The organism is Arthrobacter sp. D3-16 (genome assembly GCF_054408515.1).
The window spans coordinates 3271070-3298009 of record NZ_CP096437.1 but is presented as its reverse complement, the minus strand read 5'-3'; the positions used below and the strand labels follow the sequence as shown (position 1 = coordinate 3298009).

The following is a 26940-nucleotide window of genomic DNA, read 5'->3' as shown; positions in this document are numbered from 1 at the left end:
GCGCCGTCCTACACTGGTGGGACGTGTGCGACGACGGATGGAGGCTTCGTGGGAAGCGTAGTTGAGGAGCTGGAGACCGTGTTGGCGGCCGGACAGGTGGACCGTGCGGAAGCTACCCTCAGCCGGTACGCGGTGGACCAGGCGCCCGTCCTCGACTACCAGCTCCCGCTGGCTGTGGTGTTCCCGGAGTCAGTGCCGGATGTACAGGCCGTGGTGCGGATCTGCGCGGCTGGTGCCGTTCCGATCGTGCCGAGGGGCGCCGGGACGGGTGTTTCCGGCGGTGCCCACGCCACCAAGGGCTGCATCATCCTGTCGCTCGAGCGCATGGACCGGATCCTGGACTTGAATCCTGACGACGAAACGGCAGTGGTGGAACCGGGGGTCATTAATGCCGTGCTCAATGAAGCAGCAGCGCTGCATGGCCTGATGTACGCGCCGGATCCAGCGAGCTTCCGCACCTCCACCATCGGCGGCAACGTCGCAACCAACGCAGGCGGGCTGCGGTGCGCCAAGTACGGCGTCACCAGGGACTCGGTTCTTGCGCTGGACGTCGTGCTGGCTGACGGCTCCCTCATCCACACCGGCCACCAGACCTTCAAGGGCGTCGCGGGCTATGACCTGACCGGCCTGTTCGTCGGCTCGGAGGGGACGCTGGGCATCGTAGTGGGCGTGACGGTGCGGCTGAAGTATCTTCCCCGGGAGGTGCACACTGTTGCGGCCTTCTACCCAGACTTCCGACGCGCCGCCGCCGGTGTCCTTGCCGTAGGCAGGGCGCGGGTGCAGCCCGCCATCATGGAATTGCTCGACGGCGGTACGCTGGCCCAGCTGGACGATATCCACGGTTCGGACCTCACTGCACGCGGCAGGTCCCTGCTCCTGATCCAGACGGACGGCTTCGGTGCTGCCGCCGAGGCGGAAGTGGTCCGGGAGGTCCTGAAGGCCGGTGGGGCAACCGTCACTACTGAAGTCAGCGCCGAGGCTGAACGGCTGGTGGAACTCAGGCGGCACAGCAGGGGCGTGGAAGTGGACGATGAGTATCGGGTGGGAGAGGACGTCGCCGTGCCCCGCTCCCGGCTGGTTGACTACGTGGCTGCCCTGGAGGCCATGGCCGCCGGCTACGGCGTGCAGCTGAAGGTCGTGGCCCACGCGGGCGACGGCAACCTGCACCCCACCTTCTGGATCGACCGGAAGGACAGCAAGGTGGATACCGCAGCCATGGCGAGGCTCCAGCAGGTCCTTGACAAATCCATCACGGCAGCCCTGCAGATGGGTGGAACCATCACCGGGGAACACGGGGTAGGGCAGTACAAACTTCGGTGGCTGGGCCAGGAGCAGCCCGAACCGGTCCGGGAGTTCCAGCGCAGGATCAAGGAACTGTTTGATCCTGCCGGCATCCTCAATCCCGGGAAGGCAATCTAGCCCTAGTCGTCCGAGTCGGGGTATTCGTCGATCGTCTCGTCTTCGCCGTAACGGGATTCTTCTGTTTCCACCTCGAGGATCTTCAGCAGCCCGGTGTCCGGGTTGAGCATGATCGCCGCTTCGTCCCGGCGGTGCCGGAGGATGGAGTCGATGTAGGACTGGACGGCCTCGGCCAGGGGTATGTGCCGCTCCTGCTTTTCGGACATGTACCAGCGGTGCTCCAGGACCTCGTGCACCACTTCCGCGGGCTCCAGCTTCCCGGAAAGGTCCCGCGGGATGGACCGGACGATCGGCTCGAAGATCTGGCTGACCCAGAGATGGGCGCTGTATTCCTCGTCCATATCCGGGTTGTTGTCCGCACGGAAGGAGTCCATGTCATTAAGGAGCCGCCGGGCCTGGTTTTCCTGCGCGTCGATGCCCGTAAGCCGCAGGAGCCGCCGCTGGTGGTGTCCGGCGTCCACCACTTTGGGCTGCAGCTGGATGGTGGACCCGTTCTGGGTGGTCTTGATGGCGTATTCCTCGACGTCGAAACCGAGTTCATTGAGCCGGCGGATTCTGGCACTCACGCGCCACCTCTCACCTAGTTCGAAGGACTCCTTCTCCGTCAGTTCGGCCCAAAGGCGCCGGTAGCTGTCCATGATCAGCTCGCTGGTGGCCACCGGGTCCACCTTTTCCTCGATCAGCCCGCCATCCAGCAGGTCCATCAGCTCGCCCGCGATGTTCACCCGTGCGATTTCCAGGTCGTACTCGCGCTGGCCGGTGGACAGGTCCGGATACAGCTCGCCGGTTTCAGCGTCCACCAGGTAGGCGGCAAAGGCTCCGGCATCACGGCGGAACAGGGTGTTGGACAGGGAAACGTCGCCCCAGTAGAAGCCGATCAGGTGTAGCCGCACCATCAGCAGCGCCTGCGCATCGATGAGGCGCGTGAGCGTATCCTTGCGGAGCATCTGCGAGAACAGGGCGCGGTACGGCATCGAGAACTTCAGGTGCCGGGTGACCAGCACCGGGTTCAGCGGCCGCCCGTCCAGGGTGGTGCGCCCGGTGATGACGGCGACGGGCTCTACGCAGGGCACGTCCAGCCGGGCCAGCTTCCGCAGCATGTGGTATTCATGCCGGGCGACGTGCTCGGAGGTTTCCTTGATGGCGATCACCGAGCCGCCGAGGTGGGCGAAGCGGACGATGTGCCGGGAGATGCCGCGGGGGAGTGCGGCCAGGTTTTCCGCCGGCCAGTCCTCCAGCGCGATGTGCCAGGGCAAGTCCAGCAGCTCGGGGTCTGCCGCTGCGGCCGTGATGTTCAGCGAACTGGAGACCGAAGCGAGCTTGCCGTCGTCGGCACTCGCCGCCACGAACCGGGGCAGTTTCCCCACCTGCGCATAGTCGGTGGGTTCGTCGTGCCACTGCGCGCTGTATTCCTCGGTCATAGGTCAATTCTTCCGTACATCGGCGTGGCCAGCTAATTCTTCAGCAGGCACGGTTAAAGGCCGACGGCGGCCGTCCGGTTAAGGAGGCCGCCGTCAGTTTCATGCGGTGCTTTAGGTTTGGGCGCCGGTGGATGGGCCCACGCCGGCAGGGTTCCCTAATCGAAGCGGAGCGAGGTTAGGGCACCGGCGGGGATTAGTCGCCCAGGCGCAGGCCGGTCTTGGTGTCGAACAGGTGCACGTGGCCCGACTGCGGACGGACGTAGATGGACTCACCCTTCATCGGGGGGCGGCGGCCGTCGACACGTGCCACGATGTCGTGGTCCTTGCCGTCAAGGGTGGTGTGGCCATAGACGTAAGCGTCGGCACCCAGCTCCTCGACGACGTCGACCTCTACCTTCAGGCCTTCGCCGTGCGGAGCGGTCTCGAGGTCCTCGGGGCGGGATCCCAGGGTCACAGTGGAGCCGTGTGCCTCTTCGAGGACGTCGCGCGGTACCGGGTAAACCGTGCCGCCGAACTGTACGCCGCCGTCGACGACCGGCAGTTCGAGCAGGTTCATGGCAGGGGAGCCGATGAAGCCGGCCACGAAGACGTTCTTGGGCTTGTCGTACAGGTTGCGCGGGGTGTCCACCTGCATCAGCAGGCCGTCCTTCAGCACAGCGACGCGGTCGCCCATGGTCATGGCCTCAACCTGGTCGTGCGTCACGTAAACAGTGGTGACGCCCAGGCGGCGGGTCAGGGATGCGATCTGGGTGCGGGTCTGCACACGGAGCTTGGCGTCCAGGTTGGAAAGCGGCTCATCCATGAGGAAGACCTGCGGGTTACGGACAATGGCGCGGCCCATGGCAACACGCTGGCGCTGACCGCCGGAGAGTGCCTTCGGCTTGCGGTCCAGGTAGGGCTCAAGGTCAAGGAGCTTGGCAGCTTCACGGACACGCTCGGCGCGCTCTTCCTTGGAGACGCCGGCGATCTTCAGGGCGAAGCCCATGTTGTCGGCCACAGTCATGTGCGGGTACAGCGCGTAGTTCTGGAAAACCATCGCGATGTCGCGGTCCTTCGGCGGAACGTCGGTGACGTCGCGGTCGCCGATGAGGATGCGGCCTGCGTTGACGTCCTCGAGGCCTGCGAGCATGCGCAGCGAGGTGGACTTACCGCAACCGGAGGGTCCAACGAGGACCAGGAATTCGCCATCGGCGATGTCGATGTTGAGCTTATCGACGGCGGGCTTTTCTGTGCCCGGGTACAGACGCGTAGCGTTATCAAAAGTAACTGTAGCCACAGTTATCAATCCCTTCACCGGCAGGTACGTGCCGGACGATCCGTTGTGAATGGTTCATGTTTGTTCAGTTTTGTGCTGCAGACGTTCCTCAACCACGGTCGGAGAGCGCCGAGTGACGCCGCACGGTGCTTGTGCGCCACATCACAAGCAAGAGTATGTCAGATGTTGTGCGTTTAGTCGCAAATGTTACGGACGTCACATATGACCTTGCTCAACTTCTGCCCTGAAAGCCCTGCTGGTCTTCCTCGGCAACGGCAAGGCTCCGCTCCTGGAGCAGCACCTCCAGCATCTCCGCCACGTGCACGGGTGCCTCCACGCGGTACTCGGCCTGGGTGAAGTCCAGGCCCACCTTCACGCCCACATCTCCGGGCCCGAGGCGCGCCAGCGCATCCTCATCCGTGGTGTCGTCGCCCGCGAACAGGACGGCCGTGGCACCGGTGACCTGGCGCAGGAAGGTAACCCCCTCACCCTTTGAGGCGTTCACCACAGAGGTTTCCAAGACGCGCTTTCCGTCCTTAAGGAAGACGCCCTTCCGGTCCTGCAGCACAGAGCGGGCGGCGGATACCGCATCCTGGGCTACGTCGTCGTCGGCCAGGCGGGTATGCAGGACCACCCCGGCGGGCTTGTCCTCCAGCATCGTGCCGGGCGCCTCCTCGACGATGTCCGCCAGGATGCTGCGGACCTCGGCGAGCAGGGCCTTTTGCTCCGCATCGAGCGTCAGTCCTGCCGATCCAGGCCCCAGCCAGGCCTCTGCCCCGTGGCTGCCAATCAGGAGGGTGTCCACCGGAGGCGACGCGACCGTGCGCAGGCTGGCGAGGGCGCGTCCGGAGATGAGTGCCGTCGTCGTCCTGGGCAGCACGGCTAGTCCGGCGAAGGCCTTGGCGGCGCGGGGAAGGGGGCGGGCGTCGTCGGCGTGGCCCACGATGGGAGCCATGGTGCCGTCGAAGTCCATGGCCACCAGCAAGTGATCCGTCGCAGCCACGCGCCGAAGGGCCTCGCGAAGCTCCGGTGTCAGTGCCAACTTGCCGTTGCCGGCCCGGCCGTCAGGAGTCATCACGGACCGCCTTCTCCTCAAGGGCCCGGAGGAACTCGGCAGACCAGTAGTCCACGTCGTGCTCGAGGATCTGCTTGCGCATGGCCCGCATCCGCCGGGAGGCATCCCGGGGCGGCAGCTCCACTGCCCGCATAATCGCGCTCTTCAAGCCATCGATGTCGTGCGGGTTCATCAGCAGGGCCTGCTTGAGCTGATCAGCCGCGCCGGCGAACTCGCTGAGCACCAGGGCGCCGTCGTTGTTGGTCCGCGCGGTGACGTACTCCTTGGCCACCAGGTTCATGCCGTCCCGGAGGGCGGTCACCAGCATGACGTCCGCTGCCAGGTACAGGGCCACCATCTCCTCCACGGGGTAGCTGTGGTGCAGGTAGCGGACCGCTGTGTTCTCCAGGGTGTCGTAGGTGCCGTTGATGTGGCCTACCGTGCCCTCGACTTCCTCGCGCAGGAGCCGGTACTGTTCAACGCGCTCGCGGCTGGGGCTGGCTACCTGGATCAGGGTGGCGTCGCCAACGGACAGCTTGCCGTCGGCCAGGAGCTCCTCGAACGCCTTGAGCCTGTGCCGGATGCCTTTGGTGTAGTCCAGGCGGTCCACGCCGAGCAGGATGGTTTTCGGATTACCCAGGTCCTGGCGGATTTGACGGGCCCGCTCAATGATCTCGGGTTTTTTGGCCAGTTCGGTGATCTGCTGGACGTCGATGGAGATGGGGAACGCCTGGGCCCGGGCGATGTGCGTGATTTCCCCGTCCTGGCCCTTAACGTGCACCTGCTGCTGCTTGACGCTGGCGCCCAGGAAGCGGCGGGCCGAGCGCATGAAGTTGCCGGCGTCGCTGGGCCGCTGGAAGCCCACCAGGTCGGCGCCGAGGAGGCCGTCGATGATGGCCTGGCGCCAGGGCAGCTGGGCGAAGATCTCCGGCGGGGGGAACGGGATGTGATTGAAGAAGCCGATCCGGAGGTCCGGCCGCTCCTCCCGGAGCATCCGCGGCACCAGCTGCAGCTGGTAGTCCTGGATCCACACCGTGGCAGCTTTGTCAGCATGGCGTACGACGGCGTCGGCGAACCTTCTGTTGACCGTGCGGTAGGTATCCCACCAGGTCCGGTGGAATTCGGGCGGGGCGATGACGTCATGGTAGAGCGGCCACAGCGTGGCGTTGGAGAAACCCTCGTAGTAAAGCTCTACGTCGTCAGCGCTCAGCTGGACCGGAACCAGGTCCATGCCGCCGTGGCTAAACGGTTCCACCGTCTCATCCGGTGCGCCGTGCCAGCCCACCCATGCGCCGTCGGTCTTGGTCATCATCGGCGCCAGCGCGGTCACCAGGCCGCCGGGGGACCGGCGCCACCCGGAGCCGTCGTCGCCGCTTTCGCCCGGGGCGCAGCGGTCAACGGGCAGCCTGTTCGAGACCACCATGAAGTCATACTTTGTTTCCCCGCTGCCGCCGGAGCCGGCGGCGCCGGACCCGGCTGCGGTGGCAGGTTTTTCCTGGACGGGTGTTTGCATTGCGGCCCCCTGGGGTTGCTTGTGCCTCTCAGCCCACCCTAACGGGACGGAATCTTCCATGCTATTCGTCCGTTGGTCAATCCGGCAGAATACTTGAAAAGGCAAGCTCTCAGCTTTCTCCCCTAAAATAATGGGGTTGCCACGAATTGGTCCCCCTCGTCAATCGACCCAAGGAACACATGAGCCCCGCAAACGAAGTACGTAAGTCCAAAGCTGAGCGAACCGCGGAGGCCCGCGAGAAAGCGCGGCTGATCCGTGAAGCCCAGCTGAAAAAGGACAAGCGCAACAAGCTGCTGATCGGGTGGGGAATTGTGGTGGCCGTTGTGGCCATCCTGGCGGTGATCGCGCTGGTGGTGACGACGGGCATCCGGCAGAACACCCCCATTGCCGACCAGGGCCCGGTGCCGGCCAGCGCCAACGTCAACGGTGGTGTGACCCTCCTGGCCAACACCGAAGTCAAGAAGACAGACCCGGCGACTGTGGACATGGCCAACCTGCCGGCCAAGCCTGATGCGCAGCCGAGCCCGGTGGTGGCACCGGGTGCCGAGGCCGAAGCCGGCCAGCCCGTGAAGGTGATTGCCTACATCGACTTCATCTGCCCGGTCTGCCTGCGCTTTGAAAACACCTACAACGAAGCCCTCACCACGCTCCGTAATGAAGGCAAGATCAGCATGGAGTACCGTCCGCTGGGCTTCCTGGACCGCCAGTCCAGCACCAACTACTCCTCACGTGCCGCCAACGCTGCGGCCTGCGTAGCCGACAAGGCACCGGAAAAGTATGCCGAATACGTGGACGTTCTTTTTGCCAACCAGCCTGCCGAAGGCGGAGCAGGACTCTCTGACGACAAGCTGAAGTCCCTTGCCACTGAGGTGGGTGCGGATATCAACAGCTGCGTGGATGACAAGACCTTCCGCCCGTATGTGAAGTACTCCACCGCGCTGGCAGCGAACACGGGCATCACCGGTACGCCTACCGTCTTCGTTGACGGCAAGCAGTGGGACGGCGCAACCGACCTGAACGCTGAGATCCAGGCAGCCATCGACGCCAAAGCCTAACGGTCTCTCCCGAACATCAGGGGCCCGCCTCCGGAGCGTTTCCGGAGGCGGGCTTTTCCTTTGCCCGCTTCTTCCGTGTAGGAACCGAGGCGGCGTTTTTACCACCGGGAGGACTTGGGCTAACCTTATCTAGCGCCGTCCAGGCGCCCGCCCGCAGGGGCACGCCTCCTTAGCTCAGTTGGCCAGAGCACCGCTCTTGTAAAGCGGGGGTCGTCGGTTCGAATCCGACAGGGGGCTCCGATTGACCGTCCGCCCTGAGGGGCCTTTCACGCCTGCGTCGGCGGGATGTTGTGGTTCAGGCGCAGGAGATTCTGCGGATCATAGCGGTCCTTGAGGGCCACGAGGCGCTGGTACTTGTCCTGGCCGTAGGCATGGCGCGCGGCGTCCGTCTCCTTGATCCCCAGCTCCGCTCCCAGGAAGTTGACGTATTCCCCCTGCTCGGCGAAGGGCCGCATCAGGGCGTAGGCCTTGCGGGCGAAGGCGGTGAGCCGTTCGTCCTCGGCGGCGTCGCCCCAGAAGCCGTAAACGTTCAGCCAGTAGCGCGCCGACCGGTTCGGAAACGCTGTTGCCTCCTCCGGGACCCGCCCGAACGCGCCCTCCAGGTGGTGGATGTCGATACCGGTTCCGTGCCACGCCAGCTCGGAGGCGAAACCCACCACCACATCGGCCACCTCCTCGTCCAGCCGTGAAAACGAAACGTTCTTCCAGTAGCCCCGGGAGCCCTTGGGGAACACTGCATCCATGGCGCTCTGCCAGTCCAGCCATGATGTCGGTCCCACTTCCTCCTCGTCAGGCGGGGCAACGGCCCGGAGCTGGTCAACAAGCTTGAGGCCAGCCTGGTGGTCGGCGGCGGTCCAGGCGAAGCCAAGAATCATCCAGGGCTCGTCGCCCATGCCGAAATCGGGCGGGAAGACCAGGAAGGAGATGATCGGGTTCATCTCATCAGGCAGGTCCCGGGTCCAGGCATCGAAGGCCAGCAGGGCCTGCTTCCAGTGCTGTTGCCGGTAGAAGAGGTTGCCGCCCAAGGGTGCCGCCGGCAGGGGATGGGCGCGGAAAGTGAAAGAGGATACGACGCCGAAGTTTCCGCCACCGCCGCGCAGCCCCCAGAACAATTCCGCGTTTTCGTCCGCGCTGGCGTGCAGGTGTTCGCCTGCGGCGGTGACGATGTCCGCGGCTTCCAGGTTGTCCAGGCTCAGGCCTCCGGTTCGGGTCAGCCAGCCCACCCCGCCGCCAAGGGTAAGTCCTGCTACTCCTGTTCCGCTGATGACTCCCAGCGGAACAGCCAGCCCATGCGCGGCCGTGGCCCCGTCCACATCAGCGAGGGTAGCTCCCGGCTCAACGGTGACGAGCCGCCGTTCAACGTCCACGTGAACAGCCCGGAGTGATCCCAGGTCCAGCACCAGGCCGCCTTCAACAGTTCCGTGGCCGGCAATGTTGTGCCCTCCGCCGCGGACCGCCAGCGCCAGACCGCTGCGCCGCGCAGTATCCAGAACAACGTCAATGTCCGAGACTGCCCCAGCTTTTGCGATGGCGAGTGGGCGGAGATCGACCATGCCGTTCCAAACCGCCCGGGCTTCCTCGTACAGCGGATCCTGTGGCTCGATTAAGGGTCCCCGCAGCCGCCCACGCAATTCCTGCAGTGACTGCTGGGCGTCACGTTCCGGATCGTGGTGATGAACTGTGGCCATCGCTGATGCTTCCGGGTCAAAGGGCGAAAACTATTCACAGGGGATCCCGATGCCCGGAGTTTAGGAGCAGTTCCGCGGGCCGGTCAATAGCTTCTTCTTTCGGCCGCAGCCAGCCCGAATTCAAGGCGGCCTCCGCTCTCAACAGGAGCGGGATTAATGTCCGTGAGACAGGGACGAAACGCGGCCACAACATTGACTGCGTATGGTCGGCGGCATGACAGCTCACTATCCGGCCCGTATCCGGGCCTGGTTCGCGGATACCTTTTACTGCGATACCCCCGGCCAGGCTGCAGATGCCATGGCAGATGCGACGCGGTGGGGCTGGCTTCCGGCCCTCAGCGGCGTGGCTGTCGGAGCAGATCAGGCGCGGGAAAAGCACCTAAATTCCCCGGCCGAACCCGGCGGAATGTCTGGTTGAACACACTATTGCGCGGGTGAGGGCATAATGACCTAAACTGCTTCACTGAGGTGCCTGAAATGGCGCTGTGCAGCAACGAAAGTGAACATGCAATGGCTACCGATTACGATGCTCCACGCAAGCAAGAAGAAGAGTCACCCGCGGATTCTTTGGAGGCACTGCAGGCCTCGCGTGGCGGCAACGCGCAGACCGCAGTAATCGACCTCGACGAAAACGACACGGCCGAGGGAATCGACCTGCCCGGCGCCGACCTTTCCAACGAGGAACTGACAGTCATCGTTGTTCCGGAGCAGTCAGATGAGTTCACCTGCTCCTCCTGCTTCCTGGTCCGCCACCGGTCCCAGGTGGCCCGTGAAAAGAACGGCATGAAGTACTGCCGCGACTGCGAAGGCTGAAATTCCGTACGGAAAACAGCGCCGGACACCCCCTCGGGTGTCCGGCGCTGTTTCGTCTTTCCGGCACCGTTATCCGGCATAACGGGCGGGTCCAGAAACGGCACCGGAACGGTTAAGGACGGTGGCAAAACGGCCCCGGATTTACAGCGGCGTGATGCATATTCGGGCTTCCTCACAGTTGCGCGCCGAAGCGGCCACAACCCTCGTTTCGGCAGTGCTGTGCTCCTACGCTTGAGCTATCCAACCGTTCCTCCTCTGGATGGCACCCACAATGAAAAAACTCCTCATCTGGCTCACGGCGCTCTTAGTGGCCGTCGGGCTGGGAATCCTGGTTCCGGGGCCCGCCTCGGCAACCACATCGTATTGCGGGCTGGTCTGGGGCTCCATGACCAAGACTGACAACAGCCCGAGCACCGCATCCATCACCAACGTCCGCACCGGGCAGCACTACTGCTTTGACCGGATGGTGGTGGACCTCAATGGCCCGGCAGCGGGCTACACCGTGCGTTATGTACCCCAGATAGTCCAGGACGGCTCCGGGTTTACGGTCCCTGTCCGGGGAAACGCCCGGCTGCAGGTTACCGTCAAGGCACCTTCCTATGACGGCAACGGCAACGCCACGTACAACCCCGCAAACAAGGCGGAACTGTCCAACGTCTCCGGCCACCAGACCTTCCGCCAGGTGGTCTACGCCGGAAGCTTTGAGGGTCAGACCAACTTCGGTGTGGGCGTCCGTGCCCGCCTTCCGTTCCGGGTGTTCACCCTCGACGGCCCGGGATCCGGTTCACGGCTGATTGTGGACGTGGCGCACTTCTGGTGATCCAACTGAAAAGGTGCCGCACCCCGATGATCCGGGGTGCGGCACCTTTTTGTGTGCACTGCTGCTCAGGACCTACTCCGGAACAATAAGGGCGGGAGTGTCCCGTTTGAGGGTTTCGCCGCGGAAGAACCCGGGACGCAGCCGGGACATCACCAGCATGAACACCGCGCCAAGTGCCAGGATGCCTACCCCAAGGACGAAGACCAGCCCCACGCCGAACACCTCGGAGCCGCTGCCGAACTCGGGGGCAAGACTGTCCACGGCGGTCTGGCCGAACACCACGAACAGGCCCACGCCGCCCAGTACCGGGCAGAGGAACCGCAGCAGGAAGTTGCGGAAGCTGCTGAACACGCTGTTGCGGAAGTACCAGGCGCAGGCCAGGGCGGTCAGCCCGTAGTAGAAGCAGATCATCAGGCCCAAGGCCAGGATGGTGTCGTTGAGGACATTCTCGCTGACTACATGCATCACGGCGTAGAACCCCGCGGACATGATGCCGGCTGCAATGGTGGCGAAGCCCGGCGTCGCAAACTTCTTGCTGACCCGGCTGAACGGCTCCGGCAGGGCACCGTAGTGTCCCATCGCCAGGAGGCTGCGGGACGGTGACATAAACGTGGACTGCAGCGAGGCAGCGGAGCTGGAGAGCACCGCCAGGGACATCAGGATGGCGAAGGGACCCATGATGGGGGAGGCCAGCGCCGTGAAGATGTTTTCGTGGATTTCGGTGTTGTTCAGGCCGTTGCCGGTGTCTCCGACGCCGGCGAACATCATCGTGGCGATGCTCACCAGGAGGTAGATGGCCAGGACGATGACGGCCGTCAGCGTGCCGGCCAGGCCGGAGGTCTTCTTCCCGTTCGCGGTTTCCTCGTTCACGGTGAGGCAGACATCCCAGCCCCAGTACACAAAAATCGAGAGGGAGATGCCCGCGGCGATCTGGCCGAAGGTCTCGATCCTGGTGACGTCGAACCATTCCCAGCTGAACGGGATGGCCGTTTCGGAGCTGGACCAGTTGGCGAACGCCATGGCCACGAACAGGCCAAGGACCAGCAGCTGGAACCCCACCAGGCCGTACTGCACCAGCTTGGTGGTATGCAGTCCGCGGTAGCTGACCCAGACGGCCAGCGCAACAAACACGAGGCAAGTCAGCACGTTAAGGGCTTTGTTGGCTGCCAGGTCTGCCAGTTCAGGCGTCCCGGTGAGCTGCGAGAGGAACAGGTAGAAGAAGTCAACGGCGACGCCGGCCAGGTTGGACAATACGATGATATTTGCCGCGAGGAGCCCCCAGCCGCCCATCCACCCGACCCAGGGGCCAAATGCCTTGGTCACCCACGTGAAGGTGGTGCCGCTGTCCGGGGAGTCGGCGTTGAGTTCCCGGTAGGCGAGCGAGACCAGGATCATGGGGATGAACCCGATGAGGAAGATGACCGGCAGCTGGAGTCCGGCCTCGTTGACGGTGGGGCCCAGTGCGCTGGTCAGCGTATAGGCCGGTGCGATGGTGGAGATGCCAAGGACGACGACGGCGAGAAGTCCCAGCTGCCCGCCCTTCAGGCCCTTTGGGGTTATTCCGTGGGCAGTACCGGGAGCATGCCCGCCGGCGGCGGGAGTGCCGGTTCGGATGGTTTCTGTCATGACACCACTTTCTGGGAAGCAGCAGGCTGCTGTTGGGTGATGCAGTGGATACCCCCGCCGCGGGCAAACAGCTCACGTGCGTCAATGGCGACGATACGCCGCCCGGGGTAGGCCTCGGCCAAGATCTGCAGGGCCTTGTCGTCCTGGGGGTCGTTGAAGCTGCAGGCGATCACTCCGCCGTTGACCGCCACGTGGTTGATGTAGCTGTAGTCCACGAAGCCTTCCTCATCCCGGAGTGTTTCGGGCGCGGGGACTTCGATGATGTTCCAATGGCGGCCGGCGGCGTCCGTGGTGCCGCGCAGGAAGTCGATAATTTCCCGGCAGACCTCGAAGTCCGGATGCTCGGGATTCTCCTGGGAATGGACCAGCAGCGTACCGGGCGAGGGGATGGCGGCCACGATGTCCACGTGGCCGCGGGTGCCGAAACGCTCCAAATCCCGGGTGAGGCCGCGAGGCAGCCACACCACATGGGTGGCACCGATCGTGCGCGCCAGCTCCAGCTCCACGTCGGCCCGGCTGATGCCGGGATTGCGCCCCGGATCCAGCTGGACTGTTTCCGTAACGAGGACAGTTCCCTGGCCGTCCACCTGGATGCCGCCACCCTCGTTCACCAGCGCCGAGACGATGTGCTGTGCCCCTGACCGGCCGGCCACCTCTCCGGCGACCAGTGCATCTTTGTCCCACTGCGCCCAGTCCTGTCCGCCCCAGCCGTTGAACACCCAATCCACCGCGCCAAGGTTTCCCTCGCCATTTAAGACAAAAGTGGGGCCGATGTCGCGCATCCACGCATCATTCAACGGGGCTGCAAGTAGCTCAATGTCGGGGGAGAGGTAGGCAGCGGCCGTTTCGACGTCGTCGGGATCCACCACCATGGTGACCGGCTGGAATTCGACGGCGGCGTTCGCCACCGCAGCCCAGGTGGACCTGGCCGCGTGGGCAGCCTCGGCCGACTCGCCAAGGGTGTAGCCGCCGGCGGGAAACGCCATCCAGAGCCGCTCCTGCGGGGCTGTTTCGGCAGGCATCCGCCACTGCTCGGCCTGCATCAGGGCCCCTGCGTCCTGCTGCGCCACGGGGGCGGTCACGAGCACACCTCCGCGAACCCGCGCTCGCCGCCGATGGATTCATTCGGGCGGACGGGCTCGGTGAGGCGGCCGTAGGTGTCCGGGCGCCGCGTTGCCAGGAAGGGGAACAGGGTCAGCCAGTCCTTCCGCTGGTCCAGGTCCAGGTCGGCCACGAGGACGGCGGACGCGTCGCGGGGTGCCTGGGCAAGGATCCGCCCGTAGGGGTCGGAGATGAAGGACGAACCGTAGAAGTTCAGGGTGCCTTCGCTGCCCCAGCGGTTGGGCGCGATCATAAACAGCCCGTTGGCGATGCCGTTCCCTACAATTACCTGCTGCCAGAGCGGCTGGGTGTCAAAATCGGGGTGGTCCGGTTCGGAGCCGATGGCCGTGGGGTAGACCAGGATTTCGGCACCGCCCAGCGAGTACAGCCGGGCCACTTCAGGAAACCATTCGTCCCAGCAGGTGGGCATACCCAGGCGGGCACCGGCGAGTTCGGCAGGGGCATGCACCTCGTAGGCGTCAGCCGCTGCCGGGCCCTGGCGGAAGAACTTGTCCTCGTAGTACCCGGCGGTGACGGGGATGTGGAGTTTGTGGGTCCGCGCCAGGAGTTCGCCCTCCGGCGAGACCAGGATGGCCGTGTTCAAGCCCAGCCCGTCGTCCTGTCCGTCAGGGTCTTCGGCCCGCTGGTACAGCGACGCGTGGACCGATACCCCTTGGCGGCGGGCAGCCTCTGCGGCGAAGCGGAAGGTTGGCCCCGTTAGCAGGTCTTCGGCGATGTCCGAGGGCCGGGGACGGGTTGTCCCCTCTGCAGGGTCGTTGTGCGGCAGCGTGTCCGCCGGATAACGCGAAAGCGTCAGCTCCGGCAGGAAAACCACAGAGGCTCCCAATGCAGCGGCCTGGCTGATGCCCTCGTTGAGTTCGGCCTCGACAGCGGCGCTGTCGGCTTGCCACCGGTGCTGGACCACGCCAACGCGCAGGGCCTTCCGGCTGGACGGCGATGTCCGGGCCAAGGAGGCGGGTGCGTCGAGGCAGGAAATTTCAATCATGTTTGCTACTCCAGTGAGACGATGGTCACTAAATGAATGACGTTCATTTAGTATGCGGTTCCATCCGTCCCGATGCAAGGGGAAATATGAATCGCGTTCGTTTATGTCGGAAAAAAGGAATTAGTAAGCTCACTGAGAAATTTCCCGGCGGTACCGTCTCTGCCCGTGCGGGGCTGATAGCGTCGGGATTACTGGACCAATCGAGGAGGACGCATGAAAGCTTCACCGACACTGACCAACAACCTGCAGGCTGTGCTGACAGACCTGATCGAGCTGCACCTCCAGGGCAAGCAGGCCCACTGGAACATCGTGGGAACGAACTTCCGTGACCTGCACCTGCAGTTGGACGAAATCATTGACGCCGCCCGCCAGTTTGCCGACGATACCGCCGAGCGGATGCGCGCGCTGCACGCCCTTCCGGACGGACGCAGCTCCACTGTGGCAGAGTCCACCAGTCTCGCTCCGTTTCCTGAAGGCCTGATCAGTACCAAGGACGCCATCGAGCGGATTGTCGCAGCCCTGGAAGCTGCCGTGGGCACCATGCGCAAGGTCCATGACGAAGTAGACGAGGAAGACCCCACGTCGGCTGACCTGCTCCACGAGTTCATCGCCAAGTTCGAGCAGTTCGCCTGGATGGTGAACGCCGAAACCATGAAGCCGACGGCGAGCGTCACGGCGCCTGACGCTTAGCCAGCAGGGCATCACGCACGGCCTTTCAGCGCCCGGCCCGGACACGAAGTCCGGAGCCGGGCGCTGTTTTTATGCCTGCCCGCGCGAGCCCCTATGCAGTCTGCGCCCCTACTGCGCCTTGGGCACCTTTCGGAGCACGACGGCGGCCAGGACTGCCGCCGTCGCCATCAGCACCAGCCCGATCGCCGCGGTGACGTGCACGCCGGAGTCGAAAGCGGAGCCAGCGGCATGGCGGACGGCGTCCGCCAAGGGTGCCGGCAGCCCGGCTGCAAGTTCCATGGCCCCGGCCAGGGTTTCGCTGGCATGCGCACTGCCCTGGCCTGCGGCCTCGACCGCCGCGGCAGGAAGCTGCAGGTTCTGCTGGTAGGAGGCGGTCAGGATGGAGCCCAGGACGGCAGTTCCCAGCAGGGCGCCCACCTCATAGCCTGTCTCCGAGATCGCGGAGGCCGCCCCCGATTTTTCCGCCGGGACGCTGCCAAGGATGAGGTCATTGGAGATGGTTTCGGCCGTTCCCACGCCCAGGGCCAGGACCAGCAGGGCAGCGAGCAGCAGTGCCGGCCCGTCGGCGTGGCTGCCGAACGTCACCATGCTGTAGCCTGCGGCGCTCATGGCCAAACCGGCGCCCACCACGAAACCCGGCCGGACCTTCCGCACTACCGGCACCACCGCAAGGCCCGCCACAACGGTTGCCACCAGCGCCGGAATCATTGCCATTCCCGCAGCGGAAGGCGACATGCCCTCAAGGAGCTGGAGGTGCTGCGCCAGGAAGAGGATGAAGCCGTTGAAGGAGAACAGGGCCAGGACGTTTGCCGTGATGGCCATGCTGAACACCCGGTTGCGGAACAGGGACATGTCCAGCAGCGGGCTCTTCAGCCGCTGCTGCCGCCGGACAAAAGTGGCGCCCATTGCCAGGCCGAAAGCCAGGCTGCCCAGGGCCAGCGGTCCGGCACCTTCGGTGGCGAACTCCTTGATGCCGTAGACCACCGGAACCATGGTGAGCAGCGAGAGCAGGATGCTCGGCGCATCCACCCGACCAGGTGTTGGGTCCTTGGACTCCGGGATGAAGGCGGGTCCGAAGGCCAGCAGGGGCAGCATGATGGGCACGGCCACCAGGAGTACTGCTCCCCACCAGAACTGCTCAACGAGCCACCCGCCAAAAATTGGGCCCAGGGCGGCACCGCCGGAAAACCCGGCCGCCCAGATGGCAATGGCCAGCCGCCGGCGGTTGGGATCAACAAAAATGTTGCGGATCAGGGAGAGCGTTGAGGGCATCAGCATGGCGCCGAAGAAACCCAGGGACGCGCGGCCGGCAATCAGCCAGCCGGCGCTGGGAGCGAAGGCTGTTACTGCTGACACGGCTGCAAAGCCAATGCTGCCGATGATCAGGAGCCGGCGGCGTCCAATCCGGTCGCCCAGGCTCCCCATGGCCACGAGTAATCCTGCCAGCACCAGCGGATAGGCATCCACAATCCACAGCAGCTCCACCCCCGAGGTGCCCAGTGCGCCCGCGATGGCGGGCAGCGCGAAGGTCAGGGCGGTATTGTCCACGGCCACGAGGAGGACCGGGAACATCAGCAGCCCGAGTGCAAGCCAGTCGCGCCACGTGCCCCGTGCGGGATCCGGGACGGTCGGGGCAGTGCGGGTACGTGCTTGCTGGGAGGCGGCGGACGGTGTCATGAGATAACTGTACCGTCCGGACGGTATAGTTAAGAAATTGTCTGCCGGAGATGCATGATGGGAGGCATGCCCCGAAAACCCGTAGCGCGAGATGCAGTCCTCGATGCCTTTGAAGAGCTCCTGATCGATGTGGGAGAGAGGGCCGCCACGCTGGATGCGGTGGCAAAGCGGGCCGGTGTGTCCAAGGGCGGCCTGCTGTACCACTTCCCCAACAAGGAAGCGCTGATCACCGCAACCTTGGAGCGGTTGGACCGCCTGGCAGGAGAAGACCTCGCCGCCATGGCCGCCGCGCCCGAGGGGGCCGCGGCCTACTTCATCCGGTCATCCCTCTGGTCCGATACCCCGATGGACCGTTCTTTTGTCGCCGTGACGCGGCTCGCCGAGGTGGCCCACGAGGATGCCCGCCGCCGCTTCGCAGTCATCCAGCAGCAATGGCTGGACCTGATCGGCAAGGACGTGGGAGCGGCGATGGCAAAGGCCGTCCTGTATATGGGGGACGGGCTGTACTTCAACGCCATGTGGGAGAGCGGGCCGTCCGGAAACGCCGGCGACAGGCAGGCGGAGGTCGAAGAACTCCTGGCCGCCGTCGAGAGGCTGAGGGGCTAGCCGGTATTTGCTCCTGAGCCCGCGGCATAGGAGAATTAGTGCATGTGTGGGCCGTAAACGGCCACCAGGAAAACCCAAATGAATAGCCTTTGATCTGCGGCGGGAGAGTTCTGCCAGAAGGTACAAGCAGGCGCCGTAGGAGCAATACCTCCCCAGGAATCTCACAGGCCCATGTACCGCCGCGGCGAGGCAACTCTGGAAAGTAGCAGGCTGTCCGCCTGGCATCCGGTTCCCCCGGATACCCGGACTGCTGTGCTCACCGACGGTGCAAGCGGGGCCAGCGGATGCAGGCAACGCGGAAACTCTCAGGTCCAATACAGAGCGGGGAGGAACCCGAATCGATGCGGCGTACCCTGATGCCGCCTTAGCTATGGAGTTCCCCGTGACTGTATCTCCGGCCCCCGCCTCTCCGGCTATTGCCGCCCCGGCTGCTGCCACCTTCGTTGACCGGCATATCGGCGCCCGCCGCGAGGCCGACGTGGACACGATGCTCAAGGCAGTGGGCTACGACACCGTGGACGCACTGGTGGATACCGCCGTCCCCAAGGACATCCGCCAGGACTCCGCGCTGGAACTGACGGCCGCGCTGAGCGAGGTGGAGGCGCTCGCCGAGCTCCGCAAACTTGCCGGCAAAAACAAGACGGCCGTGCAGATGATCGGCCAGGGCTACTACGACACCTTCACGCCGCCGGTGATCCGGCGCAATATCCTCGAGGGTCCGGCCTGGTACACCGCGTACACCCCGTACCAGCCCGAGATTTCCCAGGGCCGGCTCGAGGCGCTGCTGAACTTCCAGACCATGGTCCAGGACCTGGTGGGCCTGCCCATCGCCAACGCCTCGTTGCTTGATGAAGCCACGGCGGTGGCCGAGGCCGTGCTGATGATGCGCCGGGCGAACAAAAACAAAGAGGTGCGCGACGGCAAGACAGTGCTGGACGCCGATTGCCTGCCGCAGACCATCGCCATCGTGAGGGGCCGCGCCGAGGCACTCGGCTTCGAGGTTGAGGTGGCGGACCTCTCCACAGGATTGCCCGACGGCGCCATCAACGGGGTGGTCCTGCAGCAGCCCGGGGCTTCCGGCCGGGTGTTTGACCACAGCGCGGTGATCGCCGACGCCAAGGAGCGCGGCGCCCTGGTAACCGTTGCGGCCGACCTGCTCGCGCTGACCCTCATCACGCCTCCGGGTGAGCAGGGCGCGGACATCGCCGTCGGCTCGGCACAGCGCTTCGGCGTCCCGCTGTTCTATGGCGGCCCGCACGCCGCCTACATGGCAGTGCAGAAAGGCCTGGAGCGCTCCATGCCCGGCAGGCTGGTGGGAGTTTCCAAAGACTCGGCAGGAACTCCGGCCTACCGCCTTGCCCTGCAGACCCGTGAGCAGCACATCCGCCGCGAGAAGGCCACCTCCAACATCTGCACGGCGCAGGCCCTGCTGGCCATCGTGGCCTCGATGTACGCCGTCTACCACGGACCCGAGGGGCTGAAGGCGATTGCGCAGTCCGCACACGCTCATGCCAGGACCCTGGCCGCTTCGCTCAAGGCCGCCGGCCTTGAGGTAGTGCACACCAGCTTCTTCGACACCGTCACGGTCTCCGTTCCCGGCAAGGCGGCGGGCATCATCGCCGCAGCAGAGGCCAAGGGCATCAACCTGCGCAGCATCGACGCGGACACGCTGGGCTTCTCCACTGATGAAACCACAACCCCGGAAATTGTCGACGGCGTCCTGGCCGCCTTTGGCGCCGGGCTGGCTGAGGTGACGGACGGGTTCGGCCTGGATGCCGCCGTCGAGCGCTCCTCCGACTTCCTGCAGCACCCGGTGTTCAACACCCACCGCTCCGAGACCCAGCTGCTGCGCTACATCCGCCGTCTCTCCGACCGGGACCTGGCGCTGGACCGCACCATGATCCCGCTGGGTTCCTGCACCATGAAGCTGAACGCCACGGCCGAGATGGAAGCCATCTCCTGGCCCGAGTTCGCCTCGATCCACCCGTTCGCTCCGGACTCCCAAACTGAAGGCTGGCGGGAACTGATCGCGGACCTGGAAGCGCAGCTGACCGAGATCACCGGGTACGACCAGGTGTCCATCCAGCCCAACGCCGGTTCCCAGGGCGAGCTCGCCGGCCTGCTGGCGATCCGCGGCTACCACCACTCGCGCGGTGACCAGCAGCGCAACGTCTGCCTGATCCCGGCGTCGGCGCACGGCACCAACGCCGCCTCGGCTGTCCTCGCCGGCATGAAGGTGGTTGTGGTGGCCACCGCCGCCGACGGCACCATTGACCACGCCGACCTGTACGCCAAGATCGAGGCCAACAAGGACGCGCTGTCCTGCATCATGATCACCTACCCGTCAACGCACGGGGTGTACGACGCCGACGTGCGGGAAGTCTGCGATGCCATCCACGCCGCCGGCGGCCAGGTCTACATTGACGGCGCCAACCTGAACGCCCTCGTCGGGTTGGCACAGCCCGGCCAGTTCGGCGGCGACGTCTCGCACCTGAACCTGCACAAGACCTTCTGCATCCCGCACGGCGGCGGCGGCCCCGGCGTCGGACCGGTGGCTGCGAAGGCGCACCTCGCGCCCTTTATGCCCGGCAACGCTGCCACCTGGACCGAAGGCAACGACGTCCCCATCTCCGCCTCCAAGTACGGTTCCGCCGGCGTGCTCCCCATCTCCTGGGCGTACGTGAAGCTCATGGGCGGCCAGGGCCTGACGGAGGCCACGAAGTCCGCCCTGCTCGCTGCCAACTACATCGCTGCCCGCCTGAACGACTTCTTTCCGGTCCTGTACACCGGAGAAGGCGGGCTGGTGGCCCACGAGTGCATCCTGGACCTGCGCGAGGTCACGGCCAGGACCGGTGTCACCGCCGAGGATGTGGCCAAGCGCCTTATCGACTACGGCTTCCACGCCCCCACCCTGGCCTTCCCCGTTGCGGGCACCCTGATGGTGGAGCCCACGGAATCCGAGGACCTCGGCGAGATCGACCGCTTCATTGAGGCCATGATTTCCATCCGCGCAGAAATCGACCAGGTGGCGCAGGGTGACTTCACCGTTGCTGACAGCCCGCTGCGCAACGCTCCCCACACCGCCGCGGCTGCCATCAGCAGTGACTGGGACCGCGCCTACCCGCGCGAGCAGGCCGTGTTCCCGGTGAAGTCCTTGAAGCAGGACAAGTACTTCCCGCCGGTGGGCCGCATCGACGGCGCGGCCGGCGACCGGAACCTGATCTGCTCCTGCCCGCCGCTTTCCGAGTTCGAGAACTAAGGCCGGCGCCATGACCGAAAAGTACACAGCCCTCTACGACGAGCACAAGAAACTGGGCGCATCCTTCACCGACTTCGGCGGCTGGCAGATGCCCCTGAAGTACAGCTCCGAACTGGCGGAGCACCACGCGGTGCGCAACGCCGCAGGCCTCTTTGACCTCTCCCACATGGGCGAGGTCTGGGTTACCGGAGCGGACGCCGCCGCGTTCCTGGACTACGCCCTGGTGGGAAAGATTTCCGCCATGCCCGTGGGAAAGGCAAAGTACTCGCTGATCTGTGACGAGGACGGCGGCATCATCGACGACCTCATCACGTACCGACGCACTGCAGGTGAGGGCACCTCAGGAGGCGGCAGCGACGCTTTCCTGGTGGTCCCCAACGCAGGCAACGCCGGGGTTGTTGCCACTGCCCTTGCCGAGCGGGCTGCCGGCTTCGACGTCAGCGTCGAAGACGCTTCCGCCACCACCTCGCTGATCGCCGTCCAGGGCCCCAATGCGCAGGAGCTGCTGCTGCGCCTGGTCCCGGCCGCTCAGCATGAACTCGTGACGGAGCTGAAGTACTACGCCGCCGTGGTGGTTCCCGTCCTGGTGGGCGGCGCCGGACGGGACCTCCTGCTCGCCCGCACCGGCTACACCGGCGAGGACGGGTTTGAAATTTTTGTGTCCAACGACGACGCCGCTGGCCTTTGGCAGGCACTCGTCGCCATCGCGGATGAAGGGGAGCTGACTCCCGCCGGCCTCGCCTCCCGCGATTCGCTCCGTCTCGAAGCAGGCATGCCGCTGTACGGCAATGAGCTGTCCCTGCAGGGGGACCCCTTCGCCGCAAGCCTGGGACCCGTCGTCGCGCTTTCCAAGGAAGGCGACTTCGTGGGCAAGGCCGCGCTGGCCGCCAAAAAGGAAGCCGGGGTTGGCAGAACGTCCGGCCGCAGGCTGGTCGGCCTCAAGGGCCTGGGCCGCCGCGCCGGCCGCGCCCACTACCCGGTGCTCAAGGACGGCAACGTCGTTGGCGAAGTCACCTCCGGCCAGCCAAGCCCCACCCTGGGCTACCCGATCGCCCTGGCCTACGTCGACGTCGACTTCACCGAAGTCGGCACCGCCCTGGAGGTTGATCTCCGCGGCAAGGCAGAGCCGTTCGAAGTAGTCGACCTGCCGTTCTACAAACGCACCAGGTAGCTCCGCTGGCCCGACCAGAACTTAGTTAGGAACACGCGCATGGCTGTTGGTGTCTTTGATCTTTTTTCCATCGGAATCGGGCCTTCAAGTTCGCATACTGTGGGGCCGATGCGGGCGGCCGCCGTATTCGCGGAGGAGCTGAAATCCTCCGGCGCCCTGGACCGTGTGGCATCGCTGCGGGTGGACCTCTACGGGTCGCTCGCGGCGACGGGCCATGGCCACGGCACCATGACTGCGATCCTGCTGGGGCTGGAGGGGTTTCATCCGGAGTTGATCCTGCCGGACGAGGTGGAGGAACGCCTGGCCGCGATCGCGGAGACTGGAATCCTGCAGCTGGCCGGTGCGGTGCCCCTGCCGTATGGGGTGAAGGACATGGTGCTGCGGCCGCTGACCATCCTGCCGCGGCATACCAACGGCATGACGTTCACCATCTTTGATGCGGAGGACGAGATCCTCCACACCGCCACGTTCTTTTCCGTGGGCGGTGGGTTCATCGTCCGCGAGGGCGAGGAGGATGCCGCGCAGCAGGAGCTGGAGGAGTCCAAGAAGGAACTGCCGTTGCCTTTCCGGACGGCTGCAGAGCTGCTGGGGCGCTGCCAGTCCAAGGGGCTGTCGATTGGCGACATCATGCTGGTCAACGAGAAGGCGTCCCGCTCCGAGGAAGAAATCCGGAAGGGACTGCTGCACATCTGGTCCGTCATGGAGGAATGTGTGCAGACGAGCCTCAAGCGTGAGGGCGTGCTGCCGGGCGGGCTGAAGGTCCGCCGTCGTGCCCCTGACTGGTACGACCGGCTCAAGAAGGAAAGTTCCCGGCCTGACAGTGAAGGCCAGGATGAGGACTTCCACGACCCGAAGTATTGGCAGGAGTGGGTTAACTTGATCGCCCTTGCTGTGAATGAGGAGAACGCGTCCGGCGGGCGGGTGGTCACCGCGCCCACGAACGGGGCTGCCGGGATCATCCCTGCGGTGCTGTATTACGCGCTGCATTTCGCGCCGGGGATGGAGAACGCCAGCCAGGAGGACCGCGACGACGTGGTGGTGAAGTTCCTGCTCGCTGCCGGCGCCGTCGGGGTGCTGTACAAGGAGCAGGCGTCCATTTCGGGGGCTGAGGTGGGCTGCCAGGGTGAGGTGGGGTCGGCGTCGTCGATGGCTGCCGCCGGCCTGGCCGAGGTGATGGGCGGGACCCCGGCGCAGGTGGAGAACGCCGCGGAGATCGCGATGGAGCACAACCTGGGCCTGACCTGTGATCCGATCGGCGGGCTGGTGCAGGTGCCCTGCATCGAACGCAACGCGATCGCTGCAGCGAAGGCCATCAACGCCGCGAAGATGGCGCTCTGGGGTGACGGCTCGCACCGGGTCTCCCTCGATGAGGTCATTGTGACCATGCGCGAGACCGGCAAGGACATGAGCTCCAAATACAAGGAAACGGCGATGGGCGGCCTCGCCGTCAACGTCGCCGTCTGCTGACGGTGACTGGCCCCGCCGACGTGACGTGCGCCGTCAGTTATGGATGGCAGCCCACCCGTTGAGCGTGGCTGCGAACACGAGCCAGGTGATGTACGGCAGCAGGAGCAGCCCGGCGGTCCGGCTGATGGGTCCGAAGTACAGCACTGTCACCGAGACGGCGGCGATGAGGGCGAGGATGATGACCAGCGCCAACCACAGCGCAGCCGACCCAATGGCTGGATAAAGACCGAAAAATACCGGGGTCCAGGCCAGGTTCAGCGCCAGCTGGGCTGCGTAGGCAGCCAGGGCGCGCCTGCTGCCTGGTGACTGTTTCCGCCATACCAGCCAGGCTGCAACCGCCATCGCCGTGTACAGGATGGTCCAGACAGGCCCGAAGACAGTGTTGGGCGGTGACCACGGGGCCTTGTCCGCGGCGGTGTACCACCCGTCCACGTTGCCCGCGGTGGCAAGGGCACCCAGCCCGGCGACGAGGAAGGACGTGGCAAGGAACACCAGCAAGGCCACGATCTGCCTGCCAAGCCCCGGCCGTTCAACAGGTCTGTCCTGCTGGGGCCTCAACTGTTCGGGATGCGGCTGCATGCTTCAACCCTCGCCACAACGCATTCCCGAGTCAAGGCAGCGGGGTTTTGGCATCTCCGGCAGCGCCGGCAGGAGGGCTTCGGCCCGCCGCGCTGGAAAGCCCCCGCCCCGCCAGGCTTTAGACTTGAGGTTGCATGTCCGCACGCAGCCACGAGTACAGAACCGCGCACAACCCCTGATTGGACACGGCCCCCTTGCGAGAATTCACCGCACGTTTTGCCACAGCCGAGGAAATTGAAAACTGGGACAAGCACGTCACGGCCAACCCGAACGGCGGCAACATGCTGCAGTCCGCGGCATACGCGTCGGTAAAGAACGGCACTGGCTGGAAGGTCATGTTCCTGGTGCTGGAAAGCTCCGGCACCGCCAGCTACAACCTGGTGCTTGAAAAGAAGTTCCCGGTGCTTGGCAGGCTCTGGTACCTCATCAAGGGCCCCGACCTCGCCGACGCCAGGGACCTGAAGCCGGCCCTTCAAGCCTGCGCGGACTTTGCCCGTGCCAGGAAGCTCAACGTCTTCACCATCAAGATCGAACCGGACATCGTGGACGCGGCCGATGCCCAGGCGCAGCTGGCTGAGGCCGGCCTGGTCAGGGCCCCCAATATCCAGTCCAACGACTCCACCGCCCTGCTGGACATCTCGGCACCGGAGGAAGAGGTCTTCAAGGCCATCTCTTCCCGGGCACGCAACGCCATCCGACGCGCGGAGCGGGAAGGCTGCGAAGTGCTCCGGAAGGAACACGGCCCGGAAACCTACCGCGCACTCTACGATCTGATGGCGGACACCGTCAGCGCCAAGGGTTCCATGCCCCTGCGCAGCTATGAGTACTACGCCGCGTTCTGGGACGAGTTCTGCAACCGCGGACAGGGCAACTTCTTCTTCGTTTACGAGGACGGCAAACCCAGCGTTGGTGCGTTCGTGATCAACTACGGAGCCAAAGCCACCTACAAGGACGGCGGTTCCACCCAGAACCGCAAGCAGTACGGCGACTCGCACCTGGTCCAGTGGGCAGCCATCCGCCGCATGCAGGAATTGGGTTGCACCGAGTACGACTTCTGCGGCACGCCGCCCTCCGCCCGGATCAAGGACAAGAGCCACAACCTGTACGGCATGGGCATGTTCAAGACCAGCTTCACCAAAACGGTCACTGATTTCGTAGGGTGCCACGACTACGTCCTGGCTCCCCTCAAGCACCGCTTGTGGGTCAAAGGCGCCGAAAGGGTCTTCCGCCGGATCGAAACAGCCCGGACCGGCCAGCAGTTCTACTGACCTGAAACGCCCGGACCAGCCCCTGCACCGGCTGGCCGGACCCCTGCCCGTCATTGCCCTGCGCCTGCCACTGCCAGGACGCACAACAGCGAATGAGGAAATCCCTTGAATCCAGTCACCACCGGCACCGATCTTGACTTTGCCCTCCTCAGCGACGCAGACTTCGAGGCCTACGCCCTGAAGCACCCGCAAAACAGCTTTCTCCAGTCCGTTGACTTCGCGACATTCCAGCGCGCCCGCGGCCAGCAGGTGGAGCTGTTTGGCGTACGCCGCAACGGCGAACTGGTGGCGGCCGGGAAACTGAATTACACCACCACCCGCCTGGGCTACACAGTGTGCGAGTGCGCCAAGGGACCGCTGATGGACTACACGGACACCGATCTGGTGCGCGCCGTCGTCGGACTCCTCCGCCAACGCGCCGCCGAACGCAAAGCCGCCGAGCTGAAGATTTCGCCCAACCTCAAGTACATCGCCCGCGACGCCGACGGCGCCGAACACCCCGAAGTTGAGGACAACCGGGAGCTGGTGGCCCGGCTTTCGGAACTGGGGTTCCAGCACCAGGGCCTGGACATGAACTTCGTCAACGTGAACTGGATGTTCATCAAAAGCCTGGCCGGCGTAAGCGACGCCGAAGAGCTCATCATGGGCACCAGCTATCGGACCCGCAAGGCCATCCGAAAAGCCGAGAAAAACGGCGTCTTCCTGGAACAGGCCACGCTGGAAACCCTTGACGATTTCTACGGTGCCCTGAGCAAGGCCGGGGACGAAAAGGGCTTCGTCTACCGCGAGCGTGCCTATTACGAGCACCTGCTCCGGACCACCTCGGCAGAATTCACCAAGCTCATGATGGCCAAGATCGATATCCCGGCCTACCGGAAATCCATCACCGAGCGGCTGGAGGCGGAATCCGCGACGGCCGCGGAGCTGCGCCGTGAGGTGGAAGAGACCGGGAGCAAGAAAAAGGCGAACCGGCTCAAGGTGGTCCAGGACCTCGTGGACAGCTATGAACGGAGCCTGAAGGACATTGAGCGGTTCCCCGACTCGGTGGGAGTTGCCACCGTGGCAGCGATCCACTTTGTCTGCTACGGGGACGAGGTGGTCTGCGTGATCGGCGGCACGGTGCAGGACTACATTTACTTCAACGGCGCCACCTCCCTGTACTGGGGCATGATGCTCCACGCACTGGAGCACGGGTACCAGCGGTACAACTTCTACGGAACTTTCGGCATCTCCGGCCAGGACGAGGAAGGCCACGGCGGCTATGCGTTCAAAAAGGGCTTCGGGGGAGAGGTGGTCCAGCTGGTGGGTGATTTCGTGATGCCGGTCCGCCCTGCCGTCTTCCGCGCCAACACGCTGGCCCGCGCGGCAGCAGCCGCTGCCCGGACCTTGCTCCGCAGGCTCCCCCTGAAGCGTTCCGCCTGAAATACCAACCAGAGCACCGCACCGGGAGGA

General features: G+C 64.9%; 21 protein-coding genes, 1 tRNA gene and 1 riboswitch. Of the genes, 12 read left to right on the top strand and 10 right to left on the bottom strand.

Annotation, left to right across the window (positions count from 1 at the left end; translation table 11 throughout):
* Positions 1-48 precede the first annotated feature (48 nt).
* Positions 49-1419, top strand: coding sequence for an FAD-binding oxidoreductase (locus tag M1D32_RS15400; RefSeq protein ID WP_458779498.1), 1371 nt, complete (start codon positions 49-51; stop codon positions 1417-1419).
* Positions 1420-1421: 2 nt separating this feature from the next.
* Here M1D32_RS15400 and M1D32_RS15395 read toward each other — a convergent pair whose 3' ends face one another.
* From M1D32_RS15395 to M1D32_RS15380, 4 genes are all read right to left on the bottom strand, one after another.
* Positions 1422-2840: a DUF4032 domain-containing protein gene (locus M1D32_RS15395; protein ID WP_458779497.1), complete on the bottom strand. Its 1419-nt coding sequence runs from the start codon at positions 2838-2840 to the stop codon at positions 1422-1424.
* A gap of 193 nt (positions 2841-3033) precedes the next feature.
* A complete protein-coding gene (locus tag M1D32_RS15390) occupies positions 3034-4116 on the bottom strand; it encodes an ABC transporter ATP-binding protein (RefSeq protein WP_306638141.1) in 1083 nt (360 codons plus the stop codon).
* A gap of 211 nt (positions 4117-4327) precedes the next feature.
* Positions 4328-5170 (bottom strand): trehalose-phosphatase, encoded by an 843-nt coding sequence (otsB, locus tag M1D32_RS15385; protein WP_458779496.1) that lies wholly within the window; start codon positions 5168-5170, stop codon positions 4328-4330.
* Entirely contained in the window at positions 5160-6662 is a 1503-nt protein-coding gene (locus tag M1D32_RS15380) for an alpha,alpha-trehalose-phosphate synthase (UDP-forming) (RefSeq protein ID WP_458779495.1), read from the bottom strand. Before M1D32_RS15380 ends, otsB begins: the two co-directional genes overlap by 11 nt.
* 179 nt (positions 6663-6841) lie before the next feature.
* On the opposite strand from M1D32_RS15380, the gene M1D32_RS15375 reads away from it, so the two are divergent.
* Together M1D32_RS15375 and M1D32_RS15370 are read left to right on the top strand one after the other, a co-directional pair.
* Positions 6842-7717: a DsbA family protein gene (locus M1D32_RS15375; protein ID WP_458779494.1), complete on the top strand. Its 876-nt coding sequence runs from the start codon at positions 6842-6844 to the stop codon at positions 7715-7717.
* 163 nt (positions 7718-7880) lie between these two features.
* Positions 7881-7954, top strand: a tRNA-Thr gene (locus M1D32_RS15370).
* A 29-nt stretch (positions 7955-7983) separates the two neighbouring features.
* On the opposite strand, the gene M1D32_RS15365 is transcribed toward M1D32_RS15370, so the two are convergent.
* Positions 7984-9405 carry an FAD-binding oxidoreductase gene (locus M1D32_RS15365; RefSeq protein ID WP_458779493.1) on the bottom strand — a complete coding sequence of 474 codons (1422 nt, stop codon included), beginning with the start codon at positions 9403-9405 and terminating at the stop codon, positions 7984-7986.
* A gap of 510 nt (positions 9406-9915) precedes the next feature.
* Here M1D32_RS15365 and M1D32_RS15360 point away from each other — a divergent pair.
* Complete coding sequence (locus M1D32_RS15360; RefSeq protein WP_163165722.1) at positions 9916-10218, top strand: DUF4193 domain-containing protein; 303 nt, start codon at positions 9916-9918, stop codon at positions 10216-10218.
* A gap of 271 nt (positions 10219-10489) precedes the next feature.
* On the top strand, positions 10490-11038 hold the full coding sequence (locus M1D32_RS15355; protein ID WP_458779492.1) for an AMIN-like domain-containing (lipo)protein: 549 nt from the start codon (positions 10490-10492) through the stop codon (positions 11036-11038).
* Between the two features lie 72 nt (positions 11039-11110).
* Here M1D32_RS15355 and M1D32_RS15350 read toward each other — a convergent pair whose 3' ends face one another.
* Genes M1D32_RS15350 through M1D32_RS15340 form a run of 3 tightly spaced genes read right to left on the bottom strand, consistent with a single transcriptional unit; the run spans position 11111 to position 14771 of the window.
* Positions 11111-12664, bottom strand: a complete 1554-nt coding sequence (locus tag M1D32_RS15350) for an APC family permease (RefSeq protein WP_458779491.1) — start codon at positions 12662-12664, stop codon at positions 11111-11113.
* Positions 12661-13686: an agmatine deiminase family protein gene (locus M1D32_RS15345; protein ID WP_458782207.1), complete on the bottom strand. Its 1026-nt coding sequence runs from the start codon at positions 13684-13686 to the stop codon at positions 12661-12663. Before M1D32_RS15345 ends, M1D32_RS15350 begins: the two co-directional genes overlap by 4 nt.
* A gap of 56 nt (positions 13687-13742) precedes the next feature.
* Entirely contained in the window at positions 13743-14771 is a 1029-nt protein-coding gene (locus M1D32_RS15340; protein WP_458779490.1) for a nitrilase-related carbon-nitrogen hydrolase, read from the bottom strand.
* A gap of 213 nt (positions 14772-14984) precedes the next feature.
* Between M1D32_RS15340 and M1D32_RS15335 the strand changes: the two genes are divergently transcribed.
* Complete coding sequence (locus M1D32_RS15335) at positions 14985-15461, top strand: Dps family protein (RefSeq protein WP_458779489.1); 477 nt, start codon at positions 14985-14987, stop codon at positions 15459-15461.
* A gap of 108 nt (positions 15462-15569) precedes the next feature.
* Here M1D32_RS15335 and M1D32_RS15330 read toward each other — a convergent pair whose 3' ends face one another.
* Positions 15570-17138: an MFS transporter gene (locus M1D32_RS15330; protein ID WP_458779488.1), complete on the bottom strand. Its 1569-nt coding sequence runs from the start codon at positions 17136-17138 to the stop codon at positions 15570-15572.
* Positions 17139-17204: 66 nt separating this feature from the next.
* Between M1D32_RS15330 and M1D32_RS15325 the strand changes: the two genes are divergently transcribed.
* The 4 genes from M1D32_RS15325 to M1D32_RS15310 all read left to right on the top strand — a co-directional run bounded on the left by M1D32_RS15325 (position 17205) and on the right by M1D32_RS15310 (position 23641).
* Complete coding sequence (locus tag M1D32_RS15325) at positions 17205-17744, top strand: TetR/AcrR family transcriptional regulator (RefSeq protein WP_458779487.1); 540 nt, start codon at positions 17205-17207, stop codon at positions 17742-17744.
* A gap of 90 nt (positions 17745-17834) precedes the next feature.
* Positions 17835-17933: riboswitch (glycine riboswitch) on the top strand.
* Between the two features lie 181 nt (positions 17934-18114).
* On the top strand, positions 18115-21003 hold the full coding sequence (gene gcvP, locus M1D32_RS15320; protein ID WP_458779486.1) for an aminomethyl-transferring glycine dehydrogenase: 2889 nt from the start codon (positions 18115-18117) through the stop codon (positions 21001-21003).
* A 10-nt stretch (positions 21004-21013) separates the two neighbouring features.
* Entirely contained in the window at positions 21014-22174 is a 1161-nt protein-coding gene (gene gcvT / locus M1D32_RS15315) for a glycine cleavage system aminomethyltransferase GcvT (RefSeq protein ID WP_458779485.1), read from the top strand.
* 39 nt (positions 22175-22213) lie between these two features.
* Positions 22214-23641, top strand: a complete 1428-nt coding sequence (locus tag M1D32_RS15310) for an L-serine ammonia-lyase (RefSeq protein WP_458779484.1) — start codon at positions 22214-22216, stop codon at positions 23639-23641.
* Between the two features lie 33 nt (positions 23642-23674).
* Here M1D32_RS15310 and M1D32_RS15305 read toward each other — a convergent pair whose 3' ends face one another.
* The gene (locus M1D32_RS15305; RefSeq protein WP_458779483.1) at positions 23675-24220 is read right to left on the bottom strand and encodes a TspO/MBR family protein; all 546 of its coding nucleotides are present in this window, start codon (positions 24218-24220) and stop codon (positions 23675-23677) included.
* A gap of 194 nt (positions 24221-24414) precedes the next feature.
* On the opposite strand from M1D32_RS15305, the gene M1D32_RS15300 reads away from it, so the two are divergent.
* On the top strand, positions 24415-25488 hold the full coding sequence (locus M1D32_RS15300; RefSeq protein ID WP_458779482.1) for a lipid II:glycine glycyltransferase FemX: 1074 nt from the start codon (positions 24415-24417) through the stop codon (positions 25486-25488).
* A gap of 105 nt (positions 25489-25593) precedes the next feature.
* Positions 25594-26910 carry a peptidoglycan bridge formation glycyltransferase FemA/FemB family protein gene (locus tag M1D32_RS15295; protein ID WP_458779481.1) on the top strand — a complete coding sequence of 439 codons (1317 nt, stop codon included), beginning with the start codon at positions 25594-25596 and terminating at the stop codon, positions 26908-26910.
* Positions 26911-26940: the final 30 nt, after the last annotated feature.